30 protein-coding genes and 3 pseudogenes are annotated in these 24,527 nt (G+C 46.0%); 6 read left to right on the top strand and 27 right to left on the bottom strand.

What is annotated here, in order from left to right; translation table 11 throughout:
* Positions 1-403 precede the first annotated feature (403 nt).
* The 23 genes from ACMWKK_RS24565 to ACMWKK_RS24455 form a co-directional block, all read right to left on the bottom strand.
* Positions 404-1,009 (bottom strand): hypothetical protein, encoded by a 606-nt coding sequence (locus tag ACMWKK_RS24565; protein WP_000137794.1) that lies wholly within the window; start codon positions 1,007-1,009, stop codon positions 404-406.
* Between the two features lie 216 nt (positions 1,010-1,225).
* Positions 1,226-1,507: a hypothetical protein gene (locus tag ACMWKK_RS24560; RefSeq protein ID WP_000703842.1), complete on the bottom strand. Its 282-nt coding sequence runs from the start codon at positions 1,505-1,507 to the stop codon at positions 1,226-1,228.
* A 145-nt stretch (positions 1,508-1,652) separates the two neighbouring features.
* Positions 1,653-1,829, bottom strand: coding sequence for a hypothetical protein (locus ACMWKK_RS24555; RefSeq protein ID WP_000802040.1), 177 nt, complete (start codon positions 1,827-1,829; stop codon positions 1,653-1,655).
* Positions 1,830-1,882: 53 nt separating this feature from the next.
* Positions 1,883-2,194: a hypothetical protein gene (locus ACMWKK_RS24550; RefSeq protein WP_000633161.1), complete on the bottom strand. Its 312-nt coding sequence runs from the start codon at positions 2,192-2,194 to the stop codon at positions 1,883-1,885.
* A gap of 222 nt (positions 2,195-2,416) precedes the next feature.
* Positions 2,417-2,617 carry a hypothetical protein gene (locus ACMWKK_RS24545; RefSeq protein WP_000814953.1) on the bottom strand — a complete coding sequence of 67 codons (201 nt, stop codon included), beginning with the start codon at positions 2,615-2,617 and terminating at the stop codon, positions 2,417-2,419.
* A 39-nt stretch (positions 2,618-2,656) separates the two neighbouring features.
* A complete protein-coding gene (locus ACMWKK_RS24540; RefSeq protein WP_000551490.1) occupies positions 2,657-2,881 on the bottom strand; it encodes a hypothetical protein in 225 nt (74 codons plus the stop codon).
* 54 nt (positions 2,882-2,935) lie between these two features.
* A complete protein-coding gene (locus ACMWKK_RS24535) occupies positions 2,936-3,139 on the bottom strand; it encodes a hypothetical protein (RefSeq protein ID WP_000781547.1) in 204 nt (67 codons plus the stop codon).
* 552 nt (positions 3,140-3,691) lie between these two features.
* Entirely contained in the window at positions 3,692-4,183 is a 492-nt protein-coding gene (locus tag ACMWKK_RS24530; RefSeq protein WP_001371932.1) for a DUF3085 domain-containing protein, read from the bottom strand.
* A 4-nt stretch (positions 4,184-4,187) separates the two neighbouring features.
* Positions 4,188-4,499 carry a DUF957 domain-containing protein gene (locus tag ACMWKK_RS24525; protein ID WP_001165367.1) on the bottom strand — a complete coding sequence of 104 codons (312 nt, stop codon included), beginning with the start codon at positions 4,497-4,499 and terminating at the stop codon, positions 4,188-4,190.
* A 516-nt stretch (positions 4,500-5,015) separates the two neighbouring features.
* Positions 5,016-5,336, bottom strand: a complete 321-nt coding sequence (locus tag ACMWKK_RS24520; RefSeq protein WP_000071366.1) for a hypothetical protein — start codon at positions 5,334-5,336, stop codon at positions 5,016-5,018.
* Between the two features lie 178 nt (positions 5,337-5,514).
* Positions 5,515-5,742: a hypothetical protein gene (locus ACMWKK_RS24515; protein ID WP_000336109.1), complete on the bottom strand. Its 228-nt coding sequence runs from the start codon at positions 5,740-5,742 to the stop codon at positions 5,515-5,517.
* 174 nt (positions 5,743-5,916) lie between these two features.
* Positions 5,917-6,810, bottom strand: a complete 894-nt coding sequence (locus tag ACMWKK_RS24510; protein ID WP_000252081.1) for a hypothetical protein — start codon at positions 6,808-6,810, stop codon at positions 5,917-5,919.
* Positions 6,800-7,912 carry a toxic anion resistance protein gene (locus ACMWKK_RS24505; RefSeq protein ID WP_000609386.1) on the bottom strand — a complete coding sequence of 371 codons (1,113 nt, stop codon included), beginning with the start codon at positions 7,910-7,912 and terminating at the stop codon, positions 6,800-6,802. Before ACMWKK_RS24505 ends, ACMWKK_RS24510 begins: the two co-directional genes overlap by 11 nt.
* Positions 7,909-8,718 (bottom strand): toxic anion resistance protein, encoded by an 810-nt coding sequence (locus tag ACMWKK_RS24500; protein WP_000368643.1) that lies wholly within the window; start codon positions 8,716-8,718, stop codon positions 7,909-7,911. Before ACMWKK_RS24500 ends, ACMWKK_RS24505 begins: the two co-directional genes overlap by 4 nt.
* A 362-nt stretch (positions 8,719-9,080) precedes the next feature.
* Complete coding sequence (locus tag ACMWKK_RS24495; protein WP_001371936.1) at positions 9,081-9,212, bottom strand: hypothetical protein; 132 nt, start codon at positions 9,210-9,212, stop codon at positions 9,081-9,083.
* Between the two features lie 76 nt (positions 9,213-9,288).
* On the bottom strand, positions 9,289-9,900 hold the full coding sequence (locus tag ACMWKK_RS24490; protein ID WP_001371923.1) for a DUF6012 family protein: 612 nt from the start codon (positions 9,898-9,900) through the stop codon (positions 9,289-9,291).
* A gap of 110 nt (positions 9,901-10,010) precedes the next feature.
* On the bottom strand, positions 10,011-10,544 hold the full coding sequence (locus ACMWKK_RS24485) for an HNH endonuclease (protein WP_000241452.1): 534 nt from the start codon (positions 10,542-10,544) through the stop codon (positions 10,011-10,013).
* Between the two features lie 54 nt (positions 10,545-10,598).
* Complete coding sequence (locus tag ACMWKK_RS24480) at positions 10,599-10,793, bottom strand: hypothetical protein (RefSeq protein WP_000159617.1); 195 nt, start codon at positions 10,791-10,793, stop codon at positions 10,599-10,601.
* The gene (locus tag ACMWKK_RS24475) at positions 10,790-11,101 is read right to left on the bottom strand and encodes a hypothetical protein (protein ID WP_000172888.1); all 312 of its coding nucleotides are present in this window, start codon (positions 11,099-11,101) and stop codon (positions 10,790-10,792) included. The genes ACMWKK_RS24480 and ACMWKK_RS24475 overlap by 4 nt, the downstream gene beginning before the upstream one ends.
* A 62-nt stretch (positions 11,102-11,163) precedes the next feature.
* The gene (locus ACMWKK_RS24470) at positions 11,164-11,403 is read right to left on the bottom strand and encodes a hypothetical protein (RefSeq protein ID WP_001180999.1); all 240 of its coding nucleotides are present in this window, start codon (positions 11,401-11,403) and stop codon (positions 11,164-11,166) included.
* Positions 11,404-11,652: 249 nt separating this feature from the next.
* A complete protein-coding gene (locus tag ACMWKK_RS24465) occupies positions 11,653-13,065 on the bottom strand; it encodes a hypothetical protein (protein ID WP_022646499.1) in 1,413 nt (470 codons plus the stop codon).
* Positions 13,066-13,218: 153 nt separating this feature from the next.
* A complete protein-coding gene (locus ACMWKK_RS24460) occupies positions 13,219-13,548 on the bottom strand; it encodes a hypothetical protein (RefSeq protein ID WP_000140246.1) in 330 nt (109 codons plus the stop codon).
* Positions 13,549-13,752: 204 nt separating this feature from the next.
* Entirely contained in the window at positions 13,753-17,028 is a 3,276-nt protein-coding gene (locus ACMWKK_RS24455; RefSeq protein ID WP_021242119.1) for a P-loop NTPase fold protein, read from the bottom strand.
* An 858-nt stretch (positions 17,029-17,886) separates the two neighbouring features.
* Between ACMWKK_RS24455 and ACMWKK_RS24450 the strand changes: the two genes are divergently transcribed.
* The 6 genes from ACMWKK_RS24450 (at position 17,887) to fghA (ending at position 22,293) form a co-directional block, all read left to right on the top strand.
* Entirely contained in the window at positions 17,887-18,183 is a 297-nt protein-coding gene (locus tag ACMWKK_RS24450) for a helix-turn-helix transcriptional regulator (RefSeq protein ID WP_017384073.1), read from the top strand.
* 536 nt (positions 18,184-18,719) lie between these two features.
* A protein-coding gene (locus ACMWKK_RS24445; RefSeq protein ID WP_223479951.1) for an IS1 family transposase occupies positions 18,720-19,417 on the top strand; the annotation gives its coding sequence in 2 pieces (ribosomal slippage) (positions 18,720-18,969 and positions 18,969-19,417; 699 coding nt in all).
* Positions 19,418-19,530: 113 nt separating this feature from the next.
* Entirely contained in the window at positions 19,531-19,806 is a 276-nt protein-coding gene (gene frmR, locus ACMWKK_RS24440) for a formaldehyde-responsive transcriptional repressor FrmR (protein WP_017384071.1), read from the top strand.
* A 34-nt stretch (positions 19,807-19,840) separates the two neighbouring features.
* Entirely contained in the window at positions 19,841-20,950 is a 1,110-nt protein-coding gene (gene frmA, locus ACMWKK_RS24435) for an S-(hydroxymethyl)glutathione dehydrogenase (RefSeq protein WP_017384070.1), read from the top strand.
* Between the two features lie 43 nt (positions 20,951-20,993).
* Positions 20,994-21,392: a VOC family protein gene (locus ACMWKK_RS24430; protein WP_012561111.1), complete on the top strand. Its 399-nt coding sequence runs from the start codon at positions 20,994-20,996 to the stop codon at positions 21,390-21,392.
* 64 nt (positions 21,393-21,456) lie between these two features.
* Positions 21,457-22,293, top strand: a complete 837-nt coding sequence (fghA, locus tag ACMWKK_RS24425; RefSeq protein WP_012561110.1) for an S-formylglutathione hydrolase — start codon at positions 21,457-21,459, stop codon at positions 22,291-22,293.
* A gap of 27 nt (positions 22,294-22,320) precedes the next feature.
* Here fghA and ACMWKK_RS24420 read toward each other — a convergent pair.
* From ACMWKK_RS24420 to ACMWKK_RS24405, 4 genes and pseudogenes are all read right to left on the bottom strand, one after another.
* Positions 22,321-22,473 (bottom strand): annotated as a pseudogene (locus ACMWKK_RS24420) (resolvase); the annotation flags it as partial.
* Between the two features lie 114 nt (positions 22,474-22,587).
* A pseudogene (locus tag ACMWKK_RS24415) lies at positions 22,588-22,864 on the bottom strand (IS3 family transposase); the annotation flags it as partial.
* A gap of 16 nt (positions 22,865-22,880) precedes the next feature.
* Positions 22,881-23,957, bottom strand: coding sequence for an IS110 family transposase (locus tag ACMWKK_RS24410; RefSeq protein WP_000227969.1), 1,077 nt, complete (start codon positions 23,955-23,957; stop codon positions 22,881-22,883).
* Between the two features lie 272 nt (positions 23,958-24,229).
* Positions 24,230-24,418: pseudogene (locus ACMWKK_RS24405) on the bottom strand (DDE-type integrase/transposase/recombinase); the annotation flags it as partial.
* Positions 24,419-24,527: the final 109 nt, after the last annotated feature.

The raw sequence follows: 24,527 nt of genomic DNA, 5'->3' as shown, positions 1-24,527 counted from the left end.
CCATCATCAGTTGTGAAGTAGTGATTCACGACTTCAAGGCGCTTTTCGAAGGGGTATTTTGGCTTTGACATATCAGGGACTATTCCATTTCATCGTCCAACAAAATGGGTGCAGTACAGGTTAATTGAAAAATTACTCGGGGCTTTCTGCTTTTACCACAGTCAAACAGTGTTACCGCTGGCTGGGGCAAAAGCCTCCAGCACCAGCGTTATTATACCACCCTGCCCTGATCAGCCAAACACCCCGCCTACATAAATTACTGATTTTTCATTTATTTGACATGATTCACTTCCGGTTGTCGGCGAAAGTCATTTTATACTAAAGAAAAGGGTAACGGGCAGCTGCTGGGTCGGAACATACAGTGCAGTTCCTGCCCGTTTAATTTCCGGATGCAATGGTAGGATCAGGAGGCACTGCTTCCGTTGATTAGGGAAATCTTATGTGCCTGAATACGGCTGTATTCGAGATGGGATGCAATATTACAGATGCGCTCCAGTCGATCATGCAGCCTCGTGTAGGTCAGTCGATGAATACCGGACATTTCATCAAGTAGCCAGCGCTTGATGTAAGGGTTACAGGAAAGCCGGGCAAGATCGTCGTCATCCACTTCGTCAAAGAACCAGTACTGCTCCATCGGGACTACCTGAAATATCCACGGCCGGGGATAGTCCCCTGTGACAACCAAAAACCATGCAAGAAAGCATAGACACAGCTCAACGACCATAAGCATCGAAAATTGCGAATAACTTAGACCGGGCACATAGGGTGAACTATCCGCAACATACCCCCTGAGCAATTCCGCCACAAGGTAGCCCAATAGCGTCAAGGCCAGCATCAGGGTCAGGATTAATCCCCCATTAAACGCTACCGAAGCCTTTTGAACCCGATCAGGTGCTGTCCGGCTGCGATAGTTGGTCACTACTCTTTCTACAAGTGCCCTTATGGCAGCCTGTTCTTTACTGACATCAGCTCCGGAAAAACCGGACGGGCTTTTATTTAATTCAGTCATACCCCACTCCTGTTATGTGCTCTACTTAACAAACACGTAGATCATACAGAGCTCACGGACGCACTCCTGCCAGATAAAGGAGGGAATTTGGCTGTAAGACGGTTAGCCAACAGTTCAGGTTATGCGTGGGATCCGCCCAGTCAGAAAGGATTCCGTTAATAACAGGCAAGGTTAAAGGCAGATGGACGGTGAAATTGTGGGTGCTAAAAGGGGGTATTACTCTTTTTCCTGCATAGCGGTTTTTTCAGCCCGGGTGGCCAGACGAACATTTCCGAAAGGCTCACGGACAAGCAGTGGCTTCTCCTTCTTCCAGCCCCTGATAGCCGTTTCTCCAAACCGACGTGGTGCATTGCCGTTCCAGCGAGCAATCACATGGTTATCATGAATTTCAATAATGACAACGGGGTGGACAATGACCGTTGAAATGGTGGTATTTCCCATTTTGGTACGGGTTACAGACCAAACCTGCATCCCGGATTCCAGCTGGCTGATTTTCATATTATATCCTTAAGCCATCACGAACTGCGCCACAAACAATTAATGTGGCGCAATTTACCATAAACAATAAACATCAGATACCCGTGAAAAGATTTCCCTTTATTTTAAAATTCTTCTGGAGAAAAAATGATATTTCCAGAAGAGGTCAGCGAAATTCAGAAACGGCCATCACAATGGTGCTGCGCTGACGCTGGCGTTCTGCCTTGCGCTGCCTGCGGCGATAGATCTGTTTTGCGCTGACGTAAGGGCAGTCCTCACGGGTATACCAGCAGCAGCCGCAAGGTTCGGGCCGGGGTTTTCCGGCAAGTCCAAATGGTTTCATCAAGTCACCTTTTTAATGTTTTTAATGGAAAGATACTTACCTAACCCATTGTTTTATAGGAAATAACGTTGTTGCATAAACAGATACAGATAACCCTCAGGAGAAAACATGCAAAGGTTATCAGTGATAACCGCGTCCAGATACCGAGTGTCAGTCTGTAAACGTTTTATCACCAGAAAATGTGCTGCCGCAGCCTTAATGCCAGAACTACCGTTTACAACATTATGTATACCCGCTTTGAATAACGAACGAGCATGAATTACCTTTTCCCGGGCCGCTTCGATCTCAGCATTAATAACGCATTGCCGCGCCTGGATGACTGCCTCTCCGGTTAAATCGCGGAAATTCATTAGAGATGTGATCATGATTGACTCTCCAGATTATGTGGAATCATTATAACAACTGGCACCACGCCACAAATAACCTGAGATAAATTCTTTGAAATATTCCTATATATAAGGAATTACAGTCGGAAAAGAAACAATGAAATAGCGCCGACCGCTTAAAATCGATAAATTAAAATGGACGGCACTGGAATGAAAAACTGAAAGTAGTAAGACCGTAATTATCCTTCACGGATGTAAGCTTTAAAAGAGGAGTACTGGCAAAGCTTTGCCAAGTACTTCGGCGGTTGTGTCTACGATTTTACGGATGTCATCGATCTGCGAAGGCTTATTCAACACCACCGTAAAAAGCTCTCCTTCGTTATCAGCCTGCTCGCAGTTTCCGTATCGGCTCCCGTCGTACAGCTGCACAATACGTGACATAGAAGACTTTGTTTGTTTCATGGCTTTGCACCTGCTTTTAGGCAGTTTGGTTACTGGTTATCAGAAGCTGGTTTCATGCGCTTCCGGCTGGGACACGAACTGGTATTTGACGCCGCCAGGCACACCTACTGCTTCGGCAATAGAGTCGCAAAGCCGCGATAAATCATTTAGTGTCATCGGATATTCAATATCTACTGAATATAAAGCACCTGCATTTTCAGCATCTTCGATGTTTTTATACTGGGCACTAAATATAGCAATGGTCTGAATTTCGTGGTTATGCATGAACCGGTCCTTATTAAATTATAAAAGCCACCCGAGAGTGGCCTGAGTGGAAACTTAAATCTGTGAAGTATATTTGAGAGATTTTTTGCGATCCAGATGCCGGGCAACAATGGTTCCGATAACAAGTAGCGTGATGACCGCACTGAAGAAGGTGCTGTCAGGGACGCCCTGGAAAAAATCACTGAAACTGTAAACAATAAAAATCAATGCGCAAAAATAGAAAACGATACGAACATAAGGGGTAAAAAACATTTTCATCGGTTGCCTTCCATTCAGGGAGAATTCTCAGTAATTACATCACACCTGAAGAGAAACTATTTTCGTATAAATGAGCATTTTCGACATATCAGAGGGGGGTTTTACTCATAAATGAGGTAGTAAGGGTCACACTTGAGATGAAAGTTACTTTCCTGGCTGCGAACGAACTATCTCAAATGTTAGAGGTGTGCGTTCGCCTTAAGAGCTTCATGCCCTGAGGAGCTCAACTTGAGCCGATAGTATAAACCTGGCTCCAGATGCCTTACTGGCTGGCATAACTCCACGAGGCCCAGCCGGAACAGGACCGGAGAGCTCCTGCACGTCACATCATCAGGATTCCCCATAAACGTACGCCGTTCTCTGGCCCGTCTGAAATTGCCAGAGATATCATAGATCGTGCCGGATGCCATCCGTCTTAACACGTAAATCTGCGCCCTTGTAAGCTTCTGGGCGGAACTGCTTAAACCTGACATACCTTCCCGGCCTTATATAAAACAATCCGCCAGCAGCTCGACTGGCGGACAATGTTTGACTGGATACAGCAAGGACATACTATTTGCTGACAAGTTTGATATTGGTTTCACTCATTCGAAGTCGAAACTCCTGAAAACCCTGCTCTACCGCTAACTCCAGCCACTCAACGGGAATGGTATAGCTACAATCAGACCCACCCAAAGCGGCATCACAAGCGTAATCCCAGTCCTCATCCAGTTTTGGATTCATCCCCTGGGCGTAAGCCACAGTATCGCGGGATGCGGGAGAGCCCTCAAGCTCAGCATTAGTGATCAGGTATACACCATGACTGTGCGCGAGAAGCACTTTTGGCACCAGATGTGTGCTGGCAATTTTTGAGGATGAGGGAAAGAAAACCCTACCAGCTTTACGCGCCTCTTCTTCAGTCTGTCCCTCAGCGTTAAGGAGGGCTCCCCCCGGATAGCATGCCGGGTCATAGATCTGATCTGGGGTGACCGAAAACGTTTTTGCGGTGCGAATTTCTTCGATCAGTTTATTGATATCTGCCATTTCAAATACGAGAGTGGTCACAGGCTTACTCTCCCTCTTCAGTGGACAACATCAGATACTTTGTTGCCAGCAGAAGCTCTCCCACATCCTTGAGGGACAATTCAGCTTTGCCTTCTACGGCAAGCTGCAAGCGCTGTCGAATTGCATGAACAGAATCTGAAGATAAAGATGCCATTTTGCGCAAAACGGCATTAGCCTTTTCTACAGCAGGATACAGAATTTCTGAGTTGGTATTATCTTCGTCATTATCAAAGATAATTTCAGAATCCATATTGATGTTATCTTCAAGCCAGCTTGAAAGCACTTCAAGTAATGACATCACCTTTTCAATTTGCATATCGCCTCCTCTGTTAACATGAAACAAATATAACAAAGTGGCTTACCCGGCTAATAACCTGAGCAGAAAGTTTTCGAACTTAGTTTGAAAACAAGTTTTCTGCTCAGGTTAATGTTAAAGTCGCTGGGTAAAAGATAAAAGGCACTGAAGATGATTTAAGCATCAAACAGACTAAATAGGATTCCGTCTTTTATAACGCTTTTAAAATAGAATGAATGAAATATAAATTTTGCGTTTAAGAATGAACGCTGTAGAGGATGATTTATCCAGTGATATGCAGTTTGTGGCCTTTAAAAAGGCTTTATTATGGACTTGAATTGCAAAGAGAGCACCGACATTTTTCTGGGGGCTCCCGCAGAGAAAAAGCTGTGAGGTTATGAAGACGTATAGGAGGTATTCGGCGAAATACTGTATGGCCACAGGAGAGCTTCAGCACCCATATCCTGCCGCCTCGCTCGCCTGTGGTGATTTCAATATGTTCTACGTCATACCACGTAGTTGTATTTCTCACTTTGTTTATGCTTCCTGACACCGCGTGAACGCAATCTTCGTCTGGATGCGTTCATAGATGGAAAACTGCCTTTCAATGGAATCGGCATTAGACAGTAATTCATGAAGCTCAGCAGAATCTGTATCAGGAACGATAGCGACAGAAACTCCATATTTACGCCCAGTTCTGATCAGGTGCGCAAGTTTTTCCTTCTCTGATTCTGTGAGCATTGCCAGATCCCTTCCGGATACCTGCTCGATAAATGGACCAAGGTTTTTCGGAAAAAAGGGTTCGGCATCAGAATTATGTACCGGGAGCGTTTGCGGCTTATCGAAGCTATTGGACATGAAAAGAACCTTTATAGTTAGAGAGGTGGAGACTGAATGCGTAGCCCATTAAAATTAGTAGTGCCACACTCGAATGCTAATCATACTTTATGATGGCTATGGTAGGAATGGCCGTCAACTTAAACCGCCAGAAGCGAGCCATTCACCGTTAAAGTAACTTTCCCGTATGATGTTCTTTTTATGGAATGAGTTGTTCACACTCCTCTTTAAGAGCCGCCCTGGAACGAGATCGACAGACTTTGCTTAATGAAGAGCGTAATTGATGTTCATCAACCCCATCAGCGACAAACTGACCAATTTTCTTTTCAAGACGCTGCATTGCCTCATAAAGCTTGGCATCAGTATTATTTTTAAGAAACCTCAGTATATAATCAGCAATAATTTGAACAGGAGTAAAGTTACACATCATGTATCCTTAATAAGTTGTGTAAAAATAAAACCATAAAAAACATAATCAGAAGTAGATTATTATACTTGAGTAAGCTTTTCAGCTAACAAGCTGGAGAAGCAGATTCCGGTAAATTACTACATATTTGATAAAAGTTACTGAATAAAAAAGCCCAGCGTACCGGGCTTTCATTCAATTTGATTCTAAGAATCTGACTCGCCGCCTGATTTTTATACCAAGAAGAGCGAACAAAACGCCAACGAATGCGACGGGACTACCTACTTTAAGACAATTAACCGACGCTTTTGAAAAGGTATGTGATTTAGACATACGTTTTTGCTCATAACGAATCGCAAGTGGTGAGACGGATTTATCTAAAGCTGTCTTTTCCAATGCATAACGAACTTTCACGGGAATATTTGACTGTAATACACCAGACATATACGCCCTAACAACATTCTGTGTTAACTTCACATCTGGCTTGCCGAGTTTTATATGTAGTTGCGCCTTTAAATAGTTTACAGATACCTCTTCGCCTGAGGGCCAATTACTATCATTTAAATATGCGACAAGTTTATCGTATTTTTCATGTTTTACATATTTCTTGATAACCTTTACAGTCGAAGCTGAAGTGGCATCAGTCTCTTCCGAACCTAAAGCAGATGTAAAAACTGACAAGCCGATAAGAAAAGCGCCAGCAATTAGAAGCATCGGGAATATCTCACCTATTTCCTCCCCCTTTAAAATTTTAAAGGCAGTTGAAGAAACTACTAATAGCCCCATAATCCCTAATAGCAACTTAGAATATGTAGTTAGGAAGCCTCCAAATGCATCGCCAAAATCCGAAACCACTAACTTATCTTCACCTTCAGATGAATTGAAGAATGACAAGGGCACATCAATATCAAAGTCCAGAACTGAAGGTGAGAGGTGTAATGACAGCAACCACAAGCAAAGACCAAAAATCATTATCAGCAGGCCCGCACCAAATATCGCGAAACCTGAATTTCTAATCTTTATAGACCGGTGAAAAAGAAATGACAGTTCACGGGAAAAATCGTCACTACTCTTAAGGTTACGCACCATGATCTACCCCTTTTTGTGTCAGTCGGGTGCGCAAATTCTCACGCATGGCAAGAACCTGTTTTTCTGTTTCCCTGAGCTTAATAGCCCCTTCTCTCTGGATTTTAACAACATCGCCAACCGTCTGGATAAGCGTATCCTGCACCTCTTTAAGGGTGCTTATATCAATAACCAGCCGTTGGTTTGCTTTCATAGTTTCTACTGCATTGCGATGCAGTAATTTTGCATTACTACGGAGTAACTCATTGTTGGCATTATCGATATCATTGGCAAGATTTACAGCGTTACGCTGTCCATTTAGAGAAATGGCTAACAGAAACTGACGCTTGAAATTAGGGACAGTAACCTCTTTGACGCTATGAAACTTGTCGATAAGACTTTGGTTATTTGCCTGTATAATCCGTACCATTGGCAATACTTGCATAGCAGACTGCTGAGAAACAACTAAATCGCCAATACGTTTTTCTAAATTAGCAATTAGCGTATCCAGATCAGATACTTCCTGGAACTTAGCAGGATTGTTACCAACATTAGCTCTGAGATTTTCTGCTTTTAATTGTAATTCTCCCAGCCTTAATTTACCGGCAGCAATATGTACACCTGTTAAGTGGTGTTCTTTAACGACTTCATCAAACATTTGCTGGAGCGAAATATTATTAGAACCGAGGCTATTCTGTGTAACTGAAACCTCTGAAACCAGAGCATCGATTTGTTCACGAGTTGATTCAAACTGTGCGGCGAAATTCTTCCCACGGGTGCGGATTTTATCCAACAAAGGGCCAATAACTGGCAGATTTGAACGACTTTCAGTTAAGTTCGAGATGTTTACATTTCTTGCAAGGTTGATAATTTCAGTTAATTTGCTCCCGGCTTCGTCTAAATCTTTATTGCGAATTTGCTCAAGCAGGCTATCCGCATAATTAGCAGTGTTTTCCCCCATTGCCCGGCCAAAACGATAAACTGTTCCTGGATCATCGGCATTAATGCATTCCGCGACGGCTTTAATCTCTTGTTCATCTTGCTCATTCAGCCCGAACTTTTCCAGTTCAGCGGAAGTCAAAGTAAAAGCAACAACCTCAGTTTTGGTGGTCAAATTATTAATCATTTTTGGAATCCCTCTAAATTTTGTCGCAGGCTTTTTAGAAGAGCCTCGTGGGCCTGATTAGCTTTTCTAACAATCGTAGGGTCAGTGTTATTTACTGATAACAGCGAAAGTGTGTGTTGCCGCCATACTGGAACCAGGACTTTTATAGTTTCGTTAAAGCGGTCAGCAATATCTATACAAGTCCCGCGAGTGATTTCCATCTGCATGGCGGCCATTTCATGAGACGCAAGCAGTGTTGCCAGGTTAGCTAAACGTCTGGCAAATCTTTCCCTCGGTTTATCGAAGACAAGGCTTAGATCGTCACTATTTTTTTCTTCGGTAGAATCCCTAAGGAACTCATGGCCTGCCTGGATAAAAATTTTAAGGCGTTTGATTTCTGACACATATGTTTCAAGCAGCTCTTCTAAAGCCAGTAGCGTCTCATTCACATGTGTCAGATATCCGTTCCCCTCATTAATAAGATTTTCCACCTTCTCACGTGCGTGTTGGTAACGAACGCGCTTTTCAAGGTGTTTGCCCGTAAAGCGGGAAAACCAGGATGGATTGCTACTGATAGAACGTGGATCTGCCTCCGCTAAGGCACTTACGATACGGTTCAAGGCTCCTGATAAAGCGGTAACTGCGTCTTTCTCCAGAAGATTTGAATACTTATCCATAGCCTTCGAAGATAAAGCCGAGTCGCCGTAATGGCTTATTGCCCCAGCATTAAGCAGAAGACCGGGTATAAATTCTTCTTTGAGTTCTGCTATCGATATGTTGCTGCTGTCAGTTGAAACGTTCATTTTTGCCTCAAAATGGTTATCCATGACAGCCTATCATTTACCGTTCTGCTGATTTTTCGGTTAAAGCGCCAAAACCTGGGTTTATCCGTTTTCGAGGCAAAAAAATAGAATCTGATCCTCACGTAACCCTTTGCCATTCTGATTAAAGGAGAAGTCCCCTACTGTCTGTGCACTGAATTCAGCACTGGATGAAGTTAGGACATGAAGTGCACATAGATCCCCTGCTTGACCTACCAATCACCGCCTTCAATGTTTAGATCTGGTGACCTTACAGCGACCATTTCTCTAACCGGATGGTCATTGTTGTCGTGGCTGCTCCCCAACAGCAGGCTTACCGTTCCGCTGGCAGAGTAATACATCGCGTCAGGAAAGTGCTCCCTGACCTCCTAAAGCAATTTGTTCATGCTGTTAGTTAAACGATAAAAGCGTCGGGCTGCGTTCGGCATAGCTTCTTCCAGGAGGTCAGAAGCATCAATCTCACGGCCGTTTATAACGCGGAGAATATCTTGCTCATCCATAGGTTACTCCCAGGCAATAAATCAAAGTGGCCAGGCAAAAGGAGACTCGCCTGGCATCAAAAAGAATAAAAGGTCGTTACGAACTGATAATGATGGCCTGGTCAGTTTGAGGAAGTCGGTTTCCTCTGATGAATGCTGGATGGCTTAAACGAGCAGATGACATGGTCATCGCCAGAAATGTCTCTTCACGCGAACGCAGCAATTCCCCCCATGAATAGGTTTCCCATACGTCGTGGGAAAGATCGGATTCCTTTATGTACCTTGACTGCATTGTTGGTTCAAAATCGACGGGAGCTAGACTGTCATAGGATGGATGTACACGGTACCCCAATTCTTCCTCCCTCTGATGGTATGCATGTGCCAAAAGGACATCATGGGAGACCAAGTCATAGTCTTTGTCCTGAACGAGCGTTTTTACGGTATGACTAATTTTTCCAAAGCCTTCAATTTCCCAGATTGTTATCATTGTGAACTCAGTTAAAGTCCGTGGGCTTTTTACCAGAAAGCCATTTAATGCACGTCGCCCCTTCAACATGACAACGTGGTAGGACTTGTTGGGATAAGGTTTCATTGCCACCAGCGAATCAGCTTTAAGCTCAAGTGACAATTCAGGTACAGAAACTGACACGAGAGTACACTTGTTTTTCATATGGTGAAGAATACGGGGCACAAGATGCAGATACATCATTTTCTCCTTTGAAGGATATACCAGGCAGCTCCTCAGCAGCATCAAAATATTTAAATCACTCTTTAATTAGTAAACCACTGCTGATTAACTTCTTTTATGTTTCACAGAAATTATTCGTTTTGTTTCTGTTCGTTATACTGCTCAAACCAGAAGACGACCGGTTTTTCTACAATATGAAGCAACCCAAAACGTTCTGCGGTACGGAAATTCACGCTATATGCGCGAGCCCGTTCAACCTGTTTGGTAATTTCTTTTCTCATTCCTTCAACACTAAAAGCTCCTTTAAAAAGGTTGCAGGGGGCGCATGATGGAAATAAGTTTTCTATAGCATGCAGTTCAGGGTGCATAACCTTACCCGTACTTCGGGCAACATGAGTTACGCCGCTGCCGACAGGGGCTCTCACCAGTTCAAAGTCGCGTCGAACAGGCTCAACATGATCGGCATGCCACCCTTTTTCAGGAAGCTTGCAACCACAATAGGCACAACGCCCCCCAAATTTCATTCGCAGCTCAGCTCGCTGTATTTTAGAGATCTTATTTTTAGGTTTTGAGAACCTACCATCAGGTGATTCAGCTTTGGATAACTTTGCTGAGGGCTCAGGTAATTCAACTAAATTCCCGTTGATATTTATCACCTTGACCATATCATTTTCCGCCTTTACTAAGCTCACGGGCACAGGAACTGGCTTAAGTAACCGCTAAAGATAACAGCCACTGACTGCATCTACCCAGACCTTCTGTTTATACTCAATAGGCCACCCCTCTTTATCTGCCCGGATGACGCAATCATTTACCGTGGTGCGTGACCGGATACGAACATCAAGCGGAAGCGAATCGTTATCCACACGAGCCTGTGCCTCATTTAAAATGCGTAAAAACATCTCTTTGGTCATTCAGATACCCCCTCAACTTTGCGAATTTTGATCAGATGAGGGCGACTCAGTTTACAAAGTTGTTCTGTCGCTTCATCAATCGAATTGAACCGATGAGCCTCTTCGATATTTAAAGTCCAGTATTTCGCTTTCCCTTCTCCCAGATCGGACTCAAAATAATTTCGCTTTACATCCATTTTTTTAGGCCTGCCATTTATCTTGACGACATTATGTCTGTCATCAAAAAGAAATTCGTCCCCCTCAAAAGTGATTAATACAAATGGCCCCTCAGGCTTGGAAGTCCGGGAACTTTCCATTTTCAAAGTCATACTTCAGCCTCTCGATAGAACTCATGAAACGTCAAATTAAAATGGACTCACACCACACTGATTCAGTATTCCTCCTGAACCCCATTAGGCTCTGTTGTGATTTCATATTTAATTCCGCCAGGTGCTCCCACAGCGTCCGCGACCGACTCACACAGCAGCGAGAGATCGTTGAGGGTCATTGGGTGTTCAATGTCCAGCGTGAAGAGTTTCCCGGCTTGCTTGGCGGCTGTCTTGTCAGCATGTTCGGCATTAAAAAGGTATACGGTGTGTTTTTCCTGAGCGGGTGTATTTTGATTTTGCATTGATGATCCTTTTGTTTAGTTCCCCGATTCCGGGGGTGAGTGAATTAATTTAAATTTATATTCGTCTGGTTTAATTAGAACGTTTCCACGCTATGCGTAAACAGGTAATGCAAGGGCTGTATCAACAGGATTAAAGTTACTTTTCTGGATGCAGCAACGCTTGGACATGATGTCCACATTACATCACGATCAAAGCTAAGTTTTTTTTGTATAACCCCTCCATTTTCGTGTGTTTCGCGTTTCAGACGCTTATACGACCTGCTTGACCATCCTCATCAGAAGGCGGTTTAACAGTCCTTTCGCTGTCGGGCGATTGCTATCGACATAGTAAAAACCTGTTTTGGTCGTACCGTGAGCACTGCTCAGCACCCTCAGTTCCCAGATAACGTCACGGATAACGCCGCCATTTTCTGGCTTAAGGCATTCAGATAAATGGCGCATGAAACGAGCTCTTACGGCACGGTAATAGCGGAACTCCTCTGGCTGGTTAGTATTTTCTTTCACCCGGAGTCGCTGGTTACACAGAGTTAGAACTGCATCCATCATTCCCGCCTTCAGCTTCGCCTGGATCGCACCTTGTTGCTGTTCCCTCTCACCTTCGAGTAACGTTAAAATTCTTTCTCCGAGTGCCGTCTTGTTGTGTACGTGCAACTGAACACAGGCAGCTACGCATGCCCAGAATCTGAACTTTTTTATCTGTCCACGCAATTTCCGGGCTACAACCTGACGGTATGCAGAATCACTGAGTATTTTAAAACGCCGACTGGCAACCAGCTCTGGAAGCGACACTCTGTCGCCTATCCCCAGGCGGGAAAAGGTTTGTCCCCGTTGTGCGAGACGATGATAGACAGCGCCCTTGCCTTTTGAAATTCGGACCGCGCCATAACGAAGAAGATACTGAGCAGCAGTCGTTGGAGTAAACTCACCGTCAGCGATGCGCTGGCGTAACCCGTCGTATTCATGCCAGATAATCCAGGACGCCGTATCTTCTTCAACAGTCAGCTCATCCTCTTCCTCGAATGCCACGACGACAGAACTGCTCTCTCCGGTCTTTAGGCTACGTGAAGCCCTGGGGTCAGCCTGCCCGTCAAAATAGGTCATCAGCGGCAACGTATCAGTCAGTCCATCATAAGCTGTACCGAACCGGCCTCCGGGCAGTTTCATCCAGAGTGGAGCTGGCATTGGTGTACGGGGCACAGGCTGCATGTCAGGCTCATCCTCAAGAAGGTCCAGATCGGCCTCTTCCCAGACCCTGCGATAGATCTCAATTGCCCGAAACGGGCGAGGGTTGAAACAGTGCAACGACCAGAGGAAATCAACGTGGATCACGTTTGCTTCCTGTACAAGCCGAAATTGTGGCTCAGCCATACGACGGTTATAAGCCGTATCGTCAACCTCGCCGGAAAGTAGCTTTCTGCGATGCTCTGCCGCACGTCTTGCTTCAACATAATCAAGGCTGCAACAGGCATGAAAAAGACGTTCAGTCAGGGACGAAGAAAAGATATTGGGTTGAAGACGCACATATCCGCCTTCGAACACTTTACGACCGATATAATCCCGCAGGCTCCAGTCGTACTGGATCTTAGAAAGAAATCGCTGAAGACGACTCAGGCCAGCCTGATAACCGTATTTCTCCGGGTCAGTTCGAAGGAGCGTTTCCATTGAATGGTCAACCCCTACTGCTGTGCAAAACGAGCACCCTATAATTCTGATCATTTAGAAATTTTTTTGCGTTTAAAATCAATGAATTGAAAGATTTCATTTTTCTAAGTCTGATAAAACAGATGAAAACCCAACTGACTATACTCATAAAACTCAATCTTTGCGCTGCTGTACGATACCAGTAATTACAGGTGCCGAGTTTAACATCATGAAAAGTAGCCCAATAATGAATGACGCAACGCCAGCTGCGGTGCCTAACTTCTGACTGAACACCATTGAAACAAAGTACATATTTGGGATAAAAACGGACATAGCAATCACGAAAAGTAACTTATTCAGATAATTATTTATTCGGGTCTTAACCTCAACTCTATCATAAAAAGCCATCGAAACGTAAGCAGTTATCAGTGAATAAAAAGACCATGTCATATAGTTAACCGATTCATTAAATGCCTCTCGCAAAAGCAAAGCACTTTCTGTCATTCCCTACCTCATTAAATCAATAGAAAATAAATCTGAATAATTTATTTTTAAAAGAAAAGAACACAACATAACTTCAGTAGTTATGATTAATCCCTGAATGATTATTTCTTAGCAAGATATAACATGCTTAATGTATATCAGGCAATAAAAAAACTCCCAAAGACCACCGCTGTGGTCTTCAGGTATAGGATTTAAAGAACGAACTCAGTCCGGAAACGTATCACTATCTTCTGTAACGTCCGCTTTCTCTGGTAACATTCTGTTTTTAATATACTGTGAATTCCTGCAGATGAGAGGAAAAATCTCCGAGTTATTCATTATACAACTCGTTGCCGTACGGGCGTCCTCCGGAGACCATGATGAAAATGAAAACGTCTGACGGTCAAGCCATTGAGACAATAATACATTATCAACAGAAGCGCTAAACAGCGCCGCAATAGCCCTGCGTTCAACGGCCTTCTCAGGTTCAATAAACGACAACTCATTATGAAAACGGGTAATAATCGCAATACGGCTGTCAATACGAATATGTCTTTCAAGTAAGACATCGTGCAACTCATCAAGTACAGTCTCTCTCTGGGTATCGTCGAGGCAAGACCACAGAAAATGAATGTTCTCGGCATTTGTGACAACGTCTGGCTCTGCATCACGGAACCATGATGCAAAGATACCCACACTACCTTCCATCCGGATATGCTGCCCCTGAAGTTGCATTTGTTCAAGGATAAAGCGCATGTTCACAGGAAGAACCGTAAAACACTCAATAAGCCTTTCAGAAGAACTAAATACTCCACATGCCAGGGCGTTCAGCTTTTTCTTCAAAATATCAAACTGCTCACCTGACTGATATACGTCATGGAGAAATACTGGACCCATAGCATTCACATCAGACTCAATTATTTTCTCTGACAGTGCTTTTTGACGCTCTCGCACAAATATTAAAAGAGAGGTTGCATTTGTAGCTTCTTTGATGACGTCATACTGACCTTTAACAAAGCTCAGGACAGGTATATTCACCAGAAGACCTAAATCAACAATCCTGCCAACAGCATTTTTGATGTACGGCAGAACATTTTTATCCTTAAGTGCTATAAAGATACTCTCGGCAGTACGTAGATAACGAAGATATGCAGCCAAAGCCAGGTCAAACCGTTCCTCACCAATATGTTCACTGTACGACTCGATACCGGCATAGTTACCATGGAGCACCATGTGAGCAACAGCCTGTGCAGCAAATTCCGCAGGGAAGAGATTCCTCGTCGCCGTATTATTAAGATAATATTGATTTAAAACATTATTATTCCAGTCCGGGCTCAGAACAATTTTTCTGAAATGGATAACGTCCTCAACAACCTGACGATTTTTAAGCGTCATTATTGCAGAGCTAACCTGAGCCCCACCTGTACCATCATTCTTTCCAATTACGTTCTGTACCGCCTTCGATGCAATATTGATATGCCGGATAATTCCCGGATTAAAAAGGTCTATCTGAGGTTGCTCAGCTCCATAGCGTAACATCTCCTCCCGACCGTGATTTCCGATATCTAGTGTGCCAATTTTCAGGTTTGACAAGGTCTCTTCATTATTGACAAGGTATTCCACATAAAATACGCCATCTACAAAATTCTCCATTTTATTCAGTAGTGATTCACCGGCCAGAACAGAGTATGAATCAGCTTCCTGCAGCAACGTCTTCGTGGATTCAGCCTCCAATTTTTCTGAATCCTGAATTTCATCAAGTTTACTCACAATAAACGATATTTGCCTTTCGACGAAAGGCTCTAGGCTTATCCGCCCGTCAGCCATCAGTTTCTGCAGACTCAATACGAAACCTTCATCATTCTTTTCTCTGAGTGAAACAGCATAACTCTGATTCAGCATTTGCACTGCGACTTTGAGTTGCGGTTCGGCGAGAGCCTGACACTTCTCATCCATCCGGCTATAAGAAACCAGCCAGTCTCGCATCTGAATATGTGGTGCCACTCGCTGCCATGCTTCAGCGAAACCCCACAAGGCCGTCAGTTCTTCAAGCCGTGGGATATTTATAGCACCAATCGCGTCTTTAAGAGGCGTATCAAGCAACTCGCTCCTGGCAAGCTCCACCGTGGACTGATAGTGGATGCTCATCAGAAATTCGCTCCATCTTTCTGTATCGTTATTAAAAATTCGGGATATTTGTTGATAAGTTAGCGAGAGCATCTCGTCAAAATCATCCGGAGCAATACCGGGTTCGGTCTGACTAGCTTTGGGATCGCGAAGTAATACTTTAATATCTCGCTCCCCGTATCTGACCACCAGTAAGTAGAGAGCAATAAGAATATGGCGATGATCTTCTGTTGCAGGAACGGTAAGGTTCAGAATATGAATATCATTAACAAACTTCTTCATTAATCGCGGTGTGATACGAGGATACTCAGAGGGTTTCCAGCGCTCAAGCAACACCGTTGCTTCCCGGCACGCTATCCCTGCATCCTCATTTACTGTTTCTTTCCAGTACTGCCTTAACGCTTCCTGCCATCCTGCCGAAATAAGAGGAGGAACCTGAAAACTTACAGGAATCCGCTTTGCAATAAACTCACGCCCGCTGAAACCCGCCACAGAAAGTGAGGCTGAAACCTGTCTTGCCGAATAGGGCACCACTATCCTGAAGTGTTCATGAGTGGCTCCGGCAATAAGCTCCATATCACTCCAGAGCTCTTTCACTTTGTCTGCACTGATTCGGTCCAGATTATCAATGATAAGGATGAAGCGATCTCCATGGGAAATGACCTCTTTGGAGGTAAATCCCTGCAGAGCTTCAGCCAGCTCAATAGCTCCGACCTCCTTATTAACTAGCCAAGTCTCTTCAATCCTGTCAGTACTGTTGCGTTTGAACAAATCACCAATACTCGAATACCCTTTCTTTCTGTACCATTCCATGTTCTGCAGGCATGCCAGTCCTGCGACCATAATGGCAGGAGAAAGAAACGCGGCCACCTCAACATAAAAAAGCCACCCTAATAATGACTCCTTGTTAGTAAAATATTGATTAAGGTCTGTTAGCACATAACGAAGCATCTGCACGGAAAGCAATGACAGTAAAATAAAAACGACGGTCAACCAGCTTAGCCTGCTGCTGACCCTCTTGTCGTATTCAACGATGTTACCCAGAGCCAGATTTTTATACTTATCCAACACATCCCGGGAGCCCGGACATTGTAGGCTGACCCCGTGGTGGATGACATCGATAAGCGCTTTTTTAGTTGAGCCATGATGGTAACGTTCTGCATCAAAGTTAATGAACGTAAAATCATCTTTAAGCTTTTTCTGCAGGAACTTCAATATTGTTGACTTACCTGAACCCAGCTCACCTTCCAGACCAATAATATTGACATCAGGTGTCCTGATGATCTGAGCCACATTCTCTGCAACTTTTTCATGACTGCTGCCTCTAAACATATCCTGGTCAGCGGGTGATTCCGTCTGCAATCGTAGAGTCATTCAGCAATTTCCTTCGTTATAACGTAAGATTCTTTCACTATTAGACACAGTACAGAGCCCACAGCAACCAAATGACTGCAGCCGGGGCAGTTTAGTTTTAAGCATGCATAAGCCGATTTCGATGGAATCCCTTTCACACAATAATATTGAATTGAAGCAATGAAAACATTAATGTGTTTGTTGTGACTAGCTGCAGGGGCCTGGAAGAAATTCCAAAGCCTGACAAACCGGAACAGGGCTTGCTCTGCTCCGGTTTTATCCAGTTCATCTTGAAGCCCTTGTTTTTGTTACATATCCCTGCTCACTCTTTCAGCCATTGTTAAGCTTCTTGTGTGTAATCTGCGAATAATACGGATGCAAAATTGATGCAATGGATTATACATACCTACAGCGCACGTTACGCTGAGCTGAATCGAATTTCAGAGAACGTTCTTCGCTATTACCCTGCCCAGCCAGTTGAACACATTTTATCATCCGGCCCCGAGAGTGACATGTTCTCTGCCTGGTACAGCCTTCATCAGAGTCAAACTAGACGTTATTTACAGGCAAAAGAAGACAGCTACAGAGCTTAAGTCTGACATTATTCGTGGCTGTGTCTGCCTTCGGAGTTTTCAGCTTATCCCGATAACAGCGGTTTTGAAAAATTGACGTTTTTTACACCGGTACATTGCCCGAACGCAATCTCCCCCGTAGCGAAATACCGCCCCGCAGAAAATCGTCCATGCTCGGCATGCCCCTGGAACATCAGCATCTTTTCAATAAAGGTTTTACAGCCTATAGTCTGTATAACACAAAATACACCTTACCTGCTGTATTACAGGGCGGTACTCCCTACTCAGTCTGCGAGGCAGGTCACTTATGAATAATCAGTTCCCGATAAAAACGCTGAACCAGCTCAGACCTGTGCTAATCGGGTTTCGCAAAATCAAGGGCTTCACGCAAAAAGATGTGTCTGAGAGGCTTGGCGTAACGCAGCAAACCTATGCCCGCCTGGAAGCAAACCCTGCTAGCGCCAGTATTGATCGTCTGTACAAGGTATTCAGTATTCTGGGCGTAGAAATAACGCTGTCATCTATTTCCCCTTCACCCTTCATTTCCCACACAGAGATGAGGGGGGCATTTGACAGCACTCCCGCCAGACGGGAGAAATGGTGACTATTAGAAGTTTGCTAGTTTTGTCGAATGACGCCAACTACATGTCCGCATCCATCGAGTAGTGGCTTCAAGCCACGATTGTCACTGCCTCCGCTGCCTTTTTCCAGTAACTCTCTCCTTTTAATTCTAATATTTAGGGGTGTCAACGCAAAGCAGAAACGGCACCTTCTTTGCGAGACAGAAATGACCTGTGATTGCCTGGCCGATTTATGGCAGCTAAGTGCGAGAAGCGGATATAGCGAATTCGCCATTGTACGGGATTAGCAGGTTTACTGAAGCAACCTGCGATGGCGTTATGGCAATAGTCAGTCCCCTGTCCAGTCGGCATAGGTGGCCACCTCGTCACCGCCGGGGATAAACTGATTGAAGCCTCCGCGCAAAATCACTTATTCTTTTCCGTTAATTAAATGCAGGAGCAAAGTCATGACTGGCGAAATTCGTGGGCGAGGCAGGCCACGAAAAACAGAGAGTACCTATACAGGGTAAGGGTGCCAACTTACTGATTTAGTGTATGATGGTGTTTTTGAGGTGCTCCAGTGGCTTCTGTTTCTATCAGCTGTCCCTCCTGTTCAGCTACTGAAGGCGTGGTGCGTAACGGTAAAAGTACTGCCGGACATCAGCGCTATCTCTGCTCTCACTGCCGTAAAACATGGCAGCTACAGTTCACTTACATCGCCTCTCAGCCCGGTACACACCAGAAAATTATTGATATGGCCATGAATGGCGTCGGATGTCGCGCCAGTGCACGCATTATGGGCGTTGGCCTCAACACGATTTTACGACACTTAAAAAACTCAGGCCGCAGTCGGTAAACTCACGCATACAACCGGGCAGTGACGTTATTGTTTGCGCGGAAATGGACGAACAGTGGGGTTACGTCGGCGCTAAATCACGCCAGCGCTGGTTGTTTTACGCGTATGACAGGATACGGAGGACGGTTGTGGCGCACGTATTCGGTGAACGCACGTTGGTCACGCTGGAGCGTCTTCTGGGCCTGCTGTCGGCCTTTGAGGTCGTGGTATGGATGACGGATGGCTGGCCGCTTTATGAATCACGCCTGAAGGGAGAACTGCACGTTATCAGCAAGCGATATACGCAGCGCATTGAGCGGCATAACCTGAATCTGAGGCAGCATCTGGCAAGGCTGGGCAGGAAGTCACTGTCTTTCTCAAAATCGGTGGAGCTGCATGACAAAGTCATCGGGCATTATCTGAACATAAAACACTATCAGTAAGTTGGAGTCATTACCGGTGCTCTGATATATTTATTATACTATAGTGGGGTATGTGTTGATCTTAATGTAATACTCCCCTATAGTATAAGAAATACAGAGCAGTGAGGTAAGCAATGCCCAGTACTCCTGAAGAGAAAAAAAAGGTCCTAACCCGGGTTCGCCGTATCCGGGGTCAGATTGATGCTCTGGAAAGAGCACTTGAAAGTGGCGCTGAATGCCGTTCCGTTCTCCAGCAAATCGCCGCCGTCCGGGGCGCCGCTAACGGACTGATGGCAGAGGTGCTGGAGAGCCACATACGGGAAACCTTTGACCAGAATGACAGCTACAGTCATGAAGTCAGTAAATCAGTTGACGATACGATTGAGCTGGTTCGTGCCTATCTTAAATAGGTGAGGCCATTATTACATTGAGGATATATTACGTATGAAATCACGTGCCGCTGTTGCATTTGCACCAGGGAAGCCCCTGGAGATTGTTGAAATTGATGTTGCTCCGCCTAAAAAAGGCGAGGTGCTGATTAAAAACACCCACACAGGTGTCTGCCATACCGATGCCTTTACCCTCTCAGGGAATGACCCTGAGGGCGTTTTCCCGGTGGTTCTCGGCCACGAGGGAGCCGGTATCGTCGTTGAAGTTGGTGAAGGCGTCACCAGTGTGAAGCCGGGTGACCATGTTATTCCGCTCTACACCGCTGAATGCGGGGAGTGTGAATTCTGCCAGTCCGGTAAAACGAACCTCTGTGTATCGGTTCGCGAGACTCAGGGCAAAGGACTGATGCCTGACGGGACCACTCGCTTTTCATACAACGGTCAGCCTCTTTACCACTACATGGGATGTTCCACATTCAGTGAATACACCGTTGTGGCCGAGGTTTCTCTGGCAAAAATTAACCCGGAGGCGAACCATGAACACGTCTGCCTGTTGGGTTGTGGCGTGACTACCGGTATTGGCGCCGTCCATAACACGGCTAAAGTGCAGCCGGGCGATTCAGTTGCCATTTTTGGTCTGGGGGCAATTGGTCTGGCTGCGGTACAGGGGGCCCGTCAGGCAAAAGCGGGACGTATTATCGCTATCGATACTAATCCGACAAAATTTGACCTGGCCCGTCAGTTCGGGGCCACTGACTGCATTAACCCGAATGATTATGACAAACCGATTAAAGATGTTCTGCTGGATATCAACAAGTGGGGTATTGACCATACCTTTGAATGTATCGGTAACGTTAACGTCATGCGTGCAGCGCTGGAAAGTGCTCACCGTGGGTGGGGGCAGTCCGTTGTCATTGGTGTCGCAGGGGCCGGACAGGAGATTTCCACCCGTCCTTTCCAGCTGGTCACCGGGCGCGTATGGAAAGGTTCCGCGTTTGGCGGAGTAAAAGGCCGCACTCAGCTCCCCGGTATGGTCGAGGATGCCATGAAGGGGGATATTGACCTTGAGCCATTTGTAACCCATACGATGACACTGGATGAAATCAATGACGCCTTCGAGCTTATGCATGAAGGCAAATCTATCCGGACAGTGATTCATTACTGATCCCATCAGAATTTTAATCAACTCAAACTGAAGGAAGTGGAAAATGACAACTCCGGTAATTTCTGGTGACGGCATCTTTTCTCATGTGTTCATTGGCGCAGCCGATGTCGAGAAATCCTCCGCATTTTACGATGTCGTCCTGGGCACGCTTGGTATCAATAACCTCGGCCCGTTTGGCAACGGCTGGGTACTCTATGGCCGCGAAAAGCCGGCATTTATCATTGCCCGTCCGGGCAACGGTGAAGCACCTTCCGCTAACGGGGTGACTGTCGGCTTCGCTGCTGCCACCCCGGAAGAGGTTGATGCTTTCCATGCTGCCGGCCTTGCCGCCGGTGGAGCTGATGAAGGTCAACCTGGCCCGCGTGGTCACCTTCCCGGGGCCTATGCTGCCTACCTGCGGGATCCGGCGGGTAACAAAATCACGGCGTATACGTTTATCTGACGTCCGGATTTAAAGATACTTCCCCTGGCTTCGGTCAGGGGAAATAACCATGAGATAACGGCTGATGGAACTCATTGAGCAGCATGCCAGCTCTGGCGGCTGGCAAAACGTGTACCGGCATTATTCACAATCCCTTAATTGTGAAATGAATTTCGGTGTGTATCTTCCTCCCAAAGCAGTAACAGAAAAACTGCCGGTACTATACTGGTTGTCGGGCCTGACCTGTACTGAGCAGAATTTCATCACCAAATCAGGTATGCAGCATTATGCAGCCCGGCATAACGTCATCGTTGTTGTCCCGGATACCAGTCCCCGGGGTAATAATGTCCCGGATGCCGACAGTTACGATCTTGGCCAGGGGGCCGGTTTTTATCTGAACGCGACGGAACAGCCGTGGAATGTTCATTACAGGATGTATGACTATATTCTCAGAGAGCTTCCGGATGTCGTCATGAATCATTTTCCTGCAACGGCAAGAAAATCTATATCCGGTCATTCTATGGGAGGGCTGGGTGCTCTGGTGCTGGCTCTGCGAAATCCTGGTGAATATGTGAGCGTATCAGCATTTTCCCCGATAGTATCGCCTTCTCAGGTGCCATGGGGGCAACAGGCATTTAGCGCTTACCTGGGTGAAAACAGAAAAACGTGGGAAGCCTACGATCCAGTCAGCCTCATTTTACAGGGTGAAAAATTACCAGAAATCTTCATTGATCAGGGGCTGAGTGACGCCTTTTATGAAGAGCAACTGCGCACCAAAATCCTTGAGAGAGTATGCAATGAGATGAACCTCAATGCGTCGTTCCGATATCATACTGGATACGACCACAGCTATTATTTCATTTCCAGCTTTATTGGTGAGCACATTGCTTACCATGCCAACAGGCTCAGGCTGTCAGCATGAGTTGATTTCCAGCCTCAGAAAATGTGCTTAATTTTCAGGCCTGAACAGGGCCTGAACCCTGCAGACCTGAGATGTACTGTAACTGGTGGCTTCAGCAGTTTCTCTTATGCTCAGTTTCTTGACCTGTCGGTAATACAGAACTTTCTTATGTCGTTCCTGATCGGCCTGTTTGCCCCGGTGAATAGCCACGGATAATCTAGACACTTCCGAGCCGTTGATGGACTGACCCCGCCCCGGTAGACGATCCTGCCCTATAGTTTGGACTGACCCCACGCCTGTAGACAAATCCTGTCCTCACGACGAGGCCTGTTCGAAGGCCTCCGGACTGACGCCGCCGAGGTGGCTGTGGCGCCGGGACCGGTTATAGAAGACTTCAATGTAATCGAAGATCCGCCCGGGCCAGATCCCTGGTTTTATATATGCGTTTTCTGATCCGTTCTTTTTTCAGCGAACTGAAGAACGATTCGGCCACCGCATTATCCCAGCAGTTGCCACGCCGGCTCATGCTCGGCGCCAGGTTATTGGCCCGGTAGAAGCGCTGCCAGTCGTCACTGCCGTACTGGCTGCCCTGGACGCCCTTCTAAGAGTCAAGCTGTTATCGGGATACTGTTGATCCGCCTGTTTTGATTGCGCAGTAACGTGTAAACTTCGCGGGAGATATATCGCTTTAGACAGCGTATCGCTTCCATTTTTGTATGTCCTTCGGCTACACGCCTGGCGACATATTCCTTTGTTTTTGCGTCAGTTCGTAAGCGTCCGATGGCGATGATGTGAAGTGCACTATTTGCAGCACGATCTCCACCACGATTAAGTCGGTAACGGTTCGTTTTTCCAGAAGAAACGGGGACCGGGCTGACACCACACAGTGCCGCAAATCCTGATTCTGATCTTAACCGTTGAGGATTGTCTCCGGCAGTGATCAGCAACTGTGAAGCGCTTTCGTATCCGATAGCATTACGTTTAATCAGCTCAGGTGCCAACTCGTCGACAATTGCCGCAATCATGACATCCAGATCAGCGATTTCGTCATGTAACTCGAGATAGCGTCGGGCAAGGGACTTTAATGAAATGCGATAAACGTTGGTTACATTGCGGTATTCACTGGCATCAGGTCTCCAGGAACCCAGGGTCCTGATGAGCTGCATGCGCGTCATATTTCTGAGCTGTTCACGTAATTCATCCGGGGCAGAGATAATATTTGAATGGATAATCTGGAGAGCGACTCTGCGGGCTGATATTGCTGTTTTTCGGCAAGTTTTTAATACCCGCAGGGACTCAATCATGCCATCACGCGTTTTGGGAGTAACTGTCCTGATGCCTGAGAATGCTGCATGAGCGGCACATTCAGCATCAATTGTGTCACTTTTACCCCGTTTGCGTCGCTCCATCCGGTCTGGAGCAGTCACCTCAAGAACTTCTAACCCGGCGTTCTGAAAATAACGAAGCAAACCGGAACCATAGGTACCTGTGCACTCAACACCAATTCGCTTTAATGTCCCAAACGAGGTCATCCATGCCAGCATCTGCCGGTAACCTTGTCGTGTTGTGGAGAAATACTGAGTCCCAAGGACTTTATTGTTCTGATCTACGACAGCGGCAACGTGCAAATCTTTATGTGTATCCACGCCACCCACAACGGCAGCTTCGGTAACTTTATCAACCATGACAGAGCTCCTGTGAGGAAACAGAGTTGAATCTCCAGACAGATAACCTGGACAGGACAGTAACGAGACAAGCCGTCAGGCCCTTCTTGAGTCACGCGCATCGGTGAGGAGATGCCTCGCATGAAGGCGCTTCCGGCAACCGACGGGTCCAGGGCAGGACACAAAAGGTCGATCGCTGTGTGAGTCAGGATGCGGGAAGGTCTTCACTGCATCAGTAATCACACCAATCTGGTTAAACGGCAAACTAAGTGGTGGTAAAGACTGACATCGGCATTATTACTATCGCTGTGGAACATCACCCCGACGGGCTTACCACGGGTTTCCCATGCCATTTCCAGTGCTTTCATGGTGAGCCTGCTGTCCGGCGAGAACGACATGGCCCAGCCCACTGGTTTTCTTGCGAACAGGTCGAGAACAACGGCGAGGTACGCCCAGCGCTTACCCGTCCAGAGTAGAGTAAGAGGCAGGGCGTAGTCGGACTATTTCCCTGCCTCTCCTCCCCGAACCGGACGTGCACCTTTCAGCGCATCCGGCTCTCCATTTAAATGCTGGCGAACGCCATTGCCACTT

The sequence above is a fragment of the Enterobacter sp. 01-M-03-SI-ECC genome, from assembly GCF_047530215.1.
GTDB classification, from domain to species: domain Bacteria; phylum Pseudomonadota; class Gammaproteobacteria; order Enterobacterales; family Enterobacteriaceae; genus Enterobacter; species Enterobacter chengduensis.
Note: the sequence above shows the minus strand (reverse complement) of the source record. Positions and strands in the feature narration are given on the sequence as shown.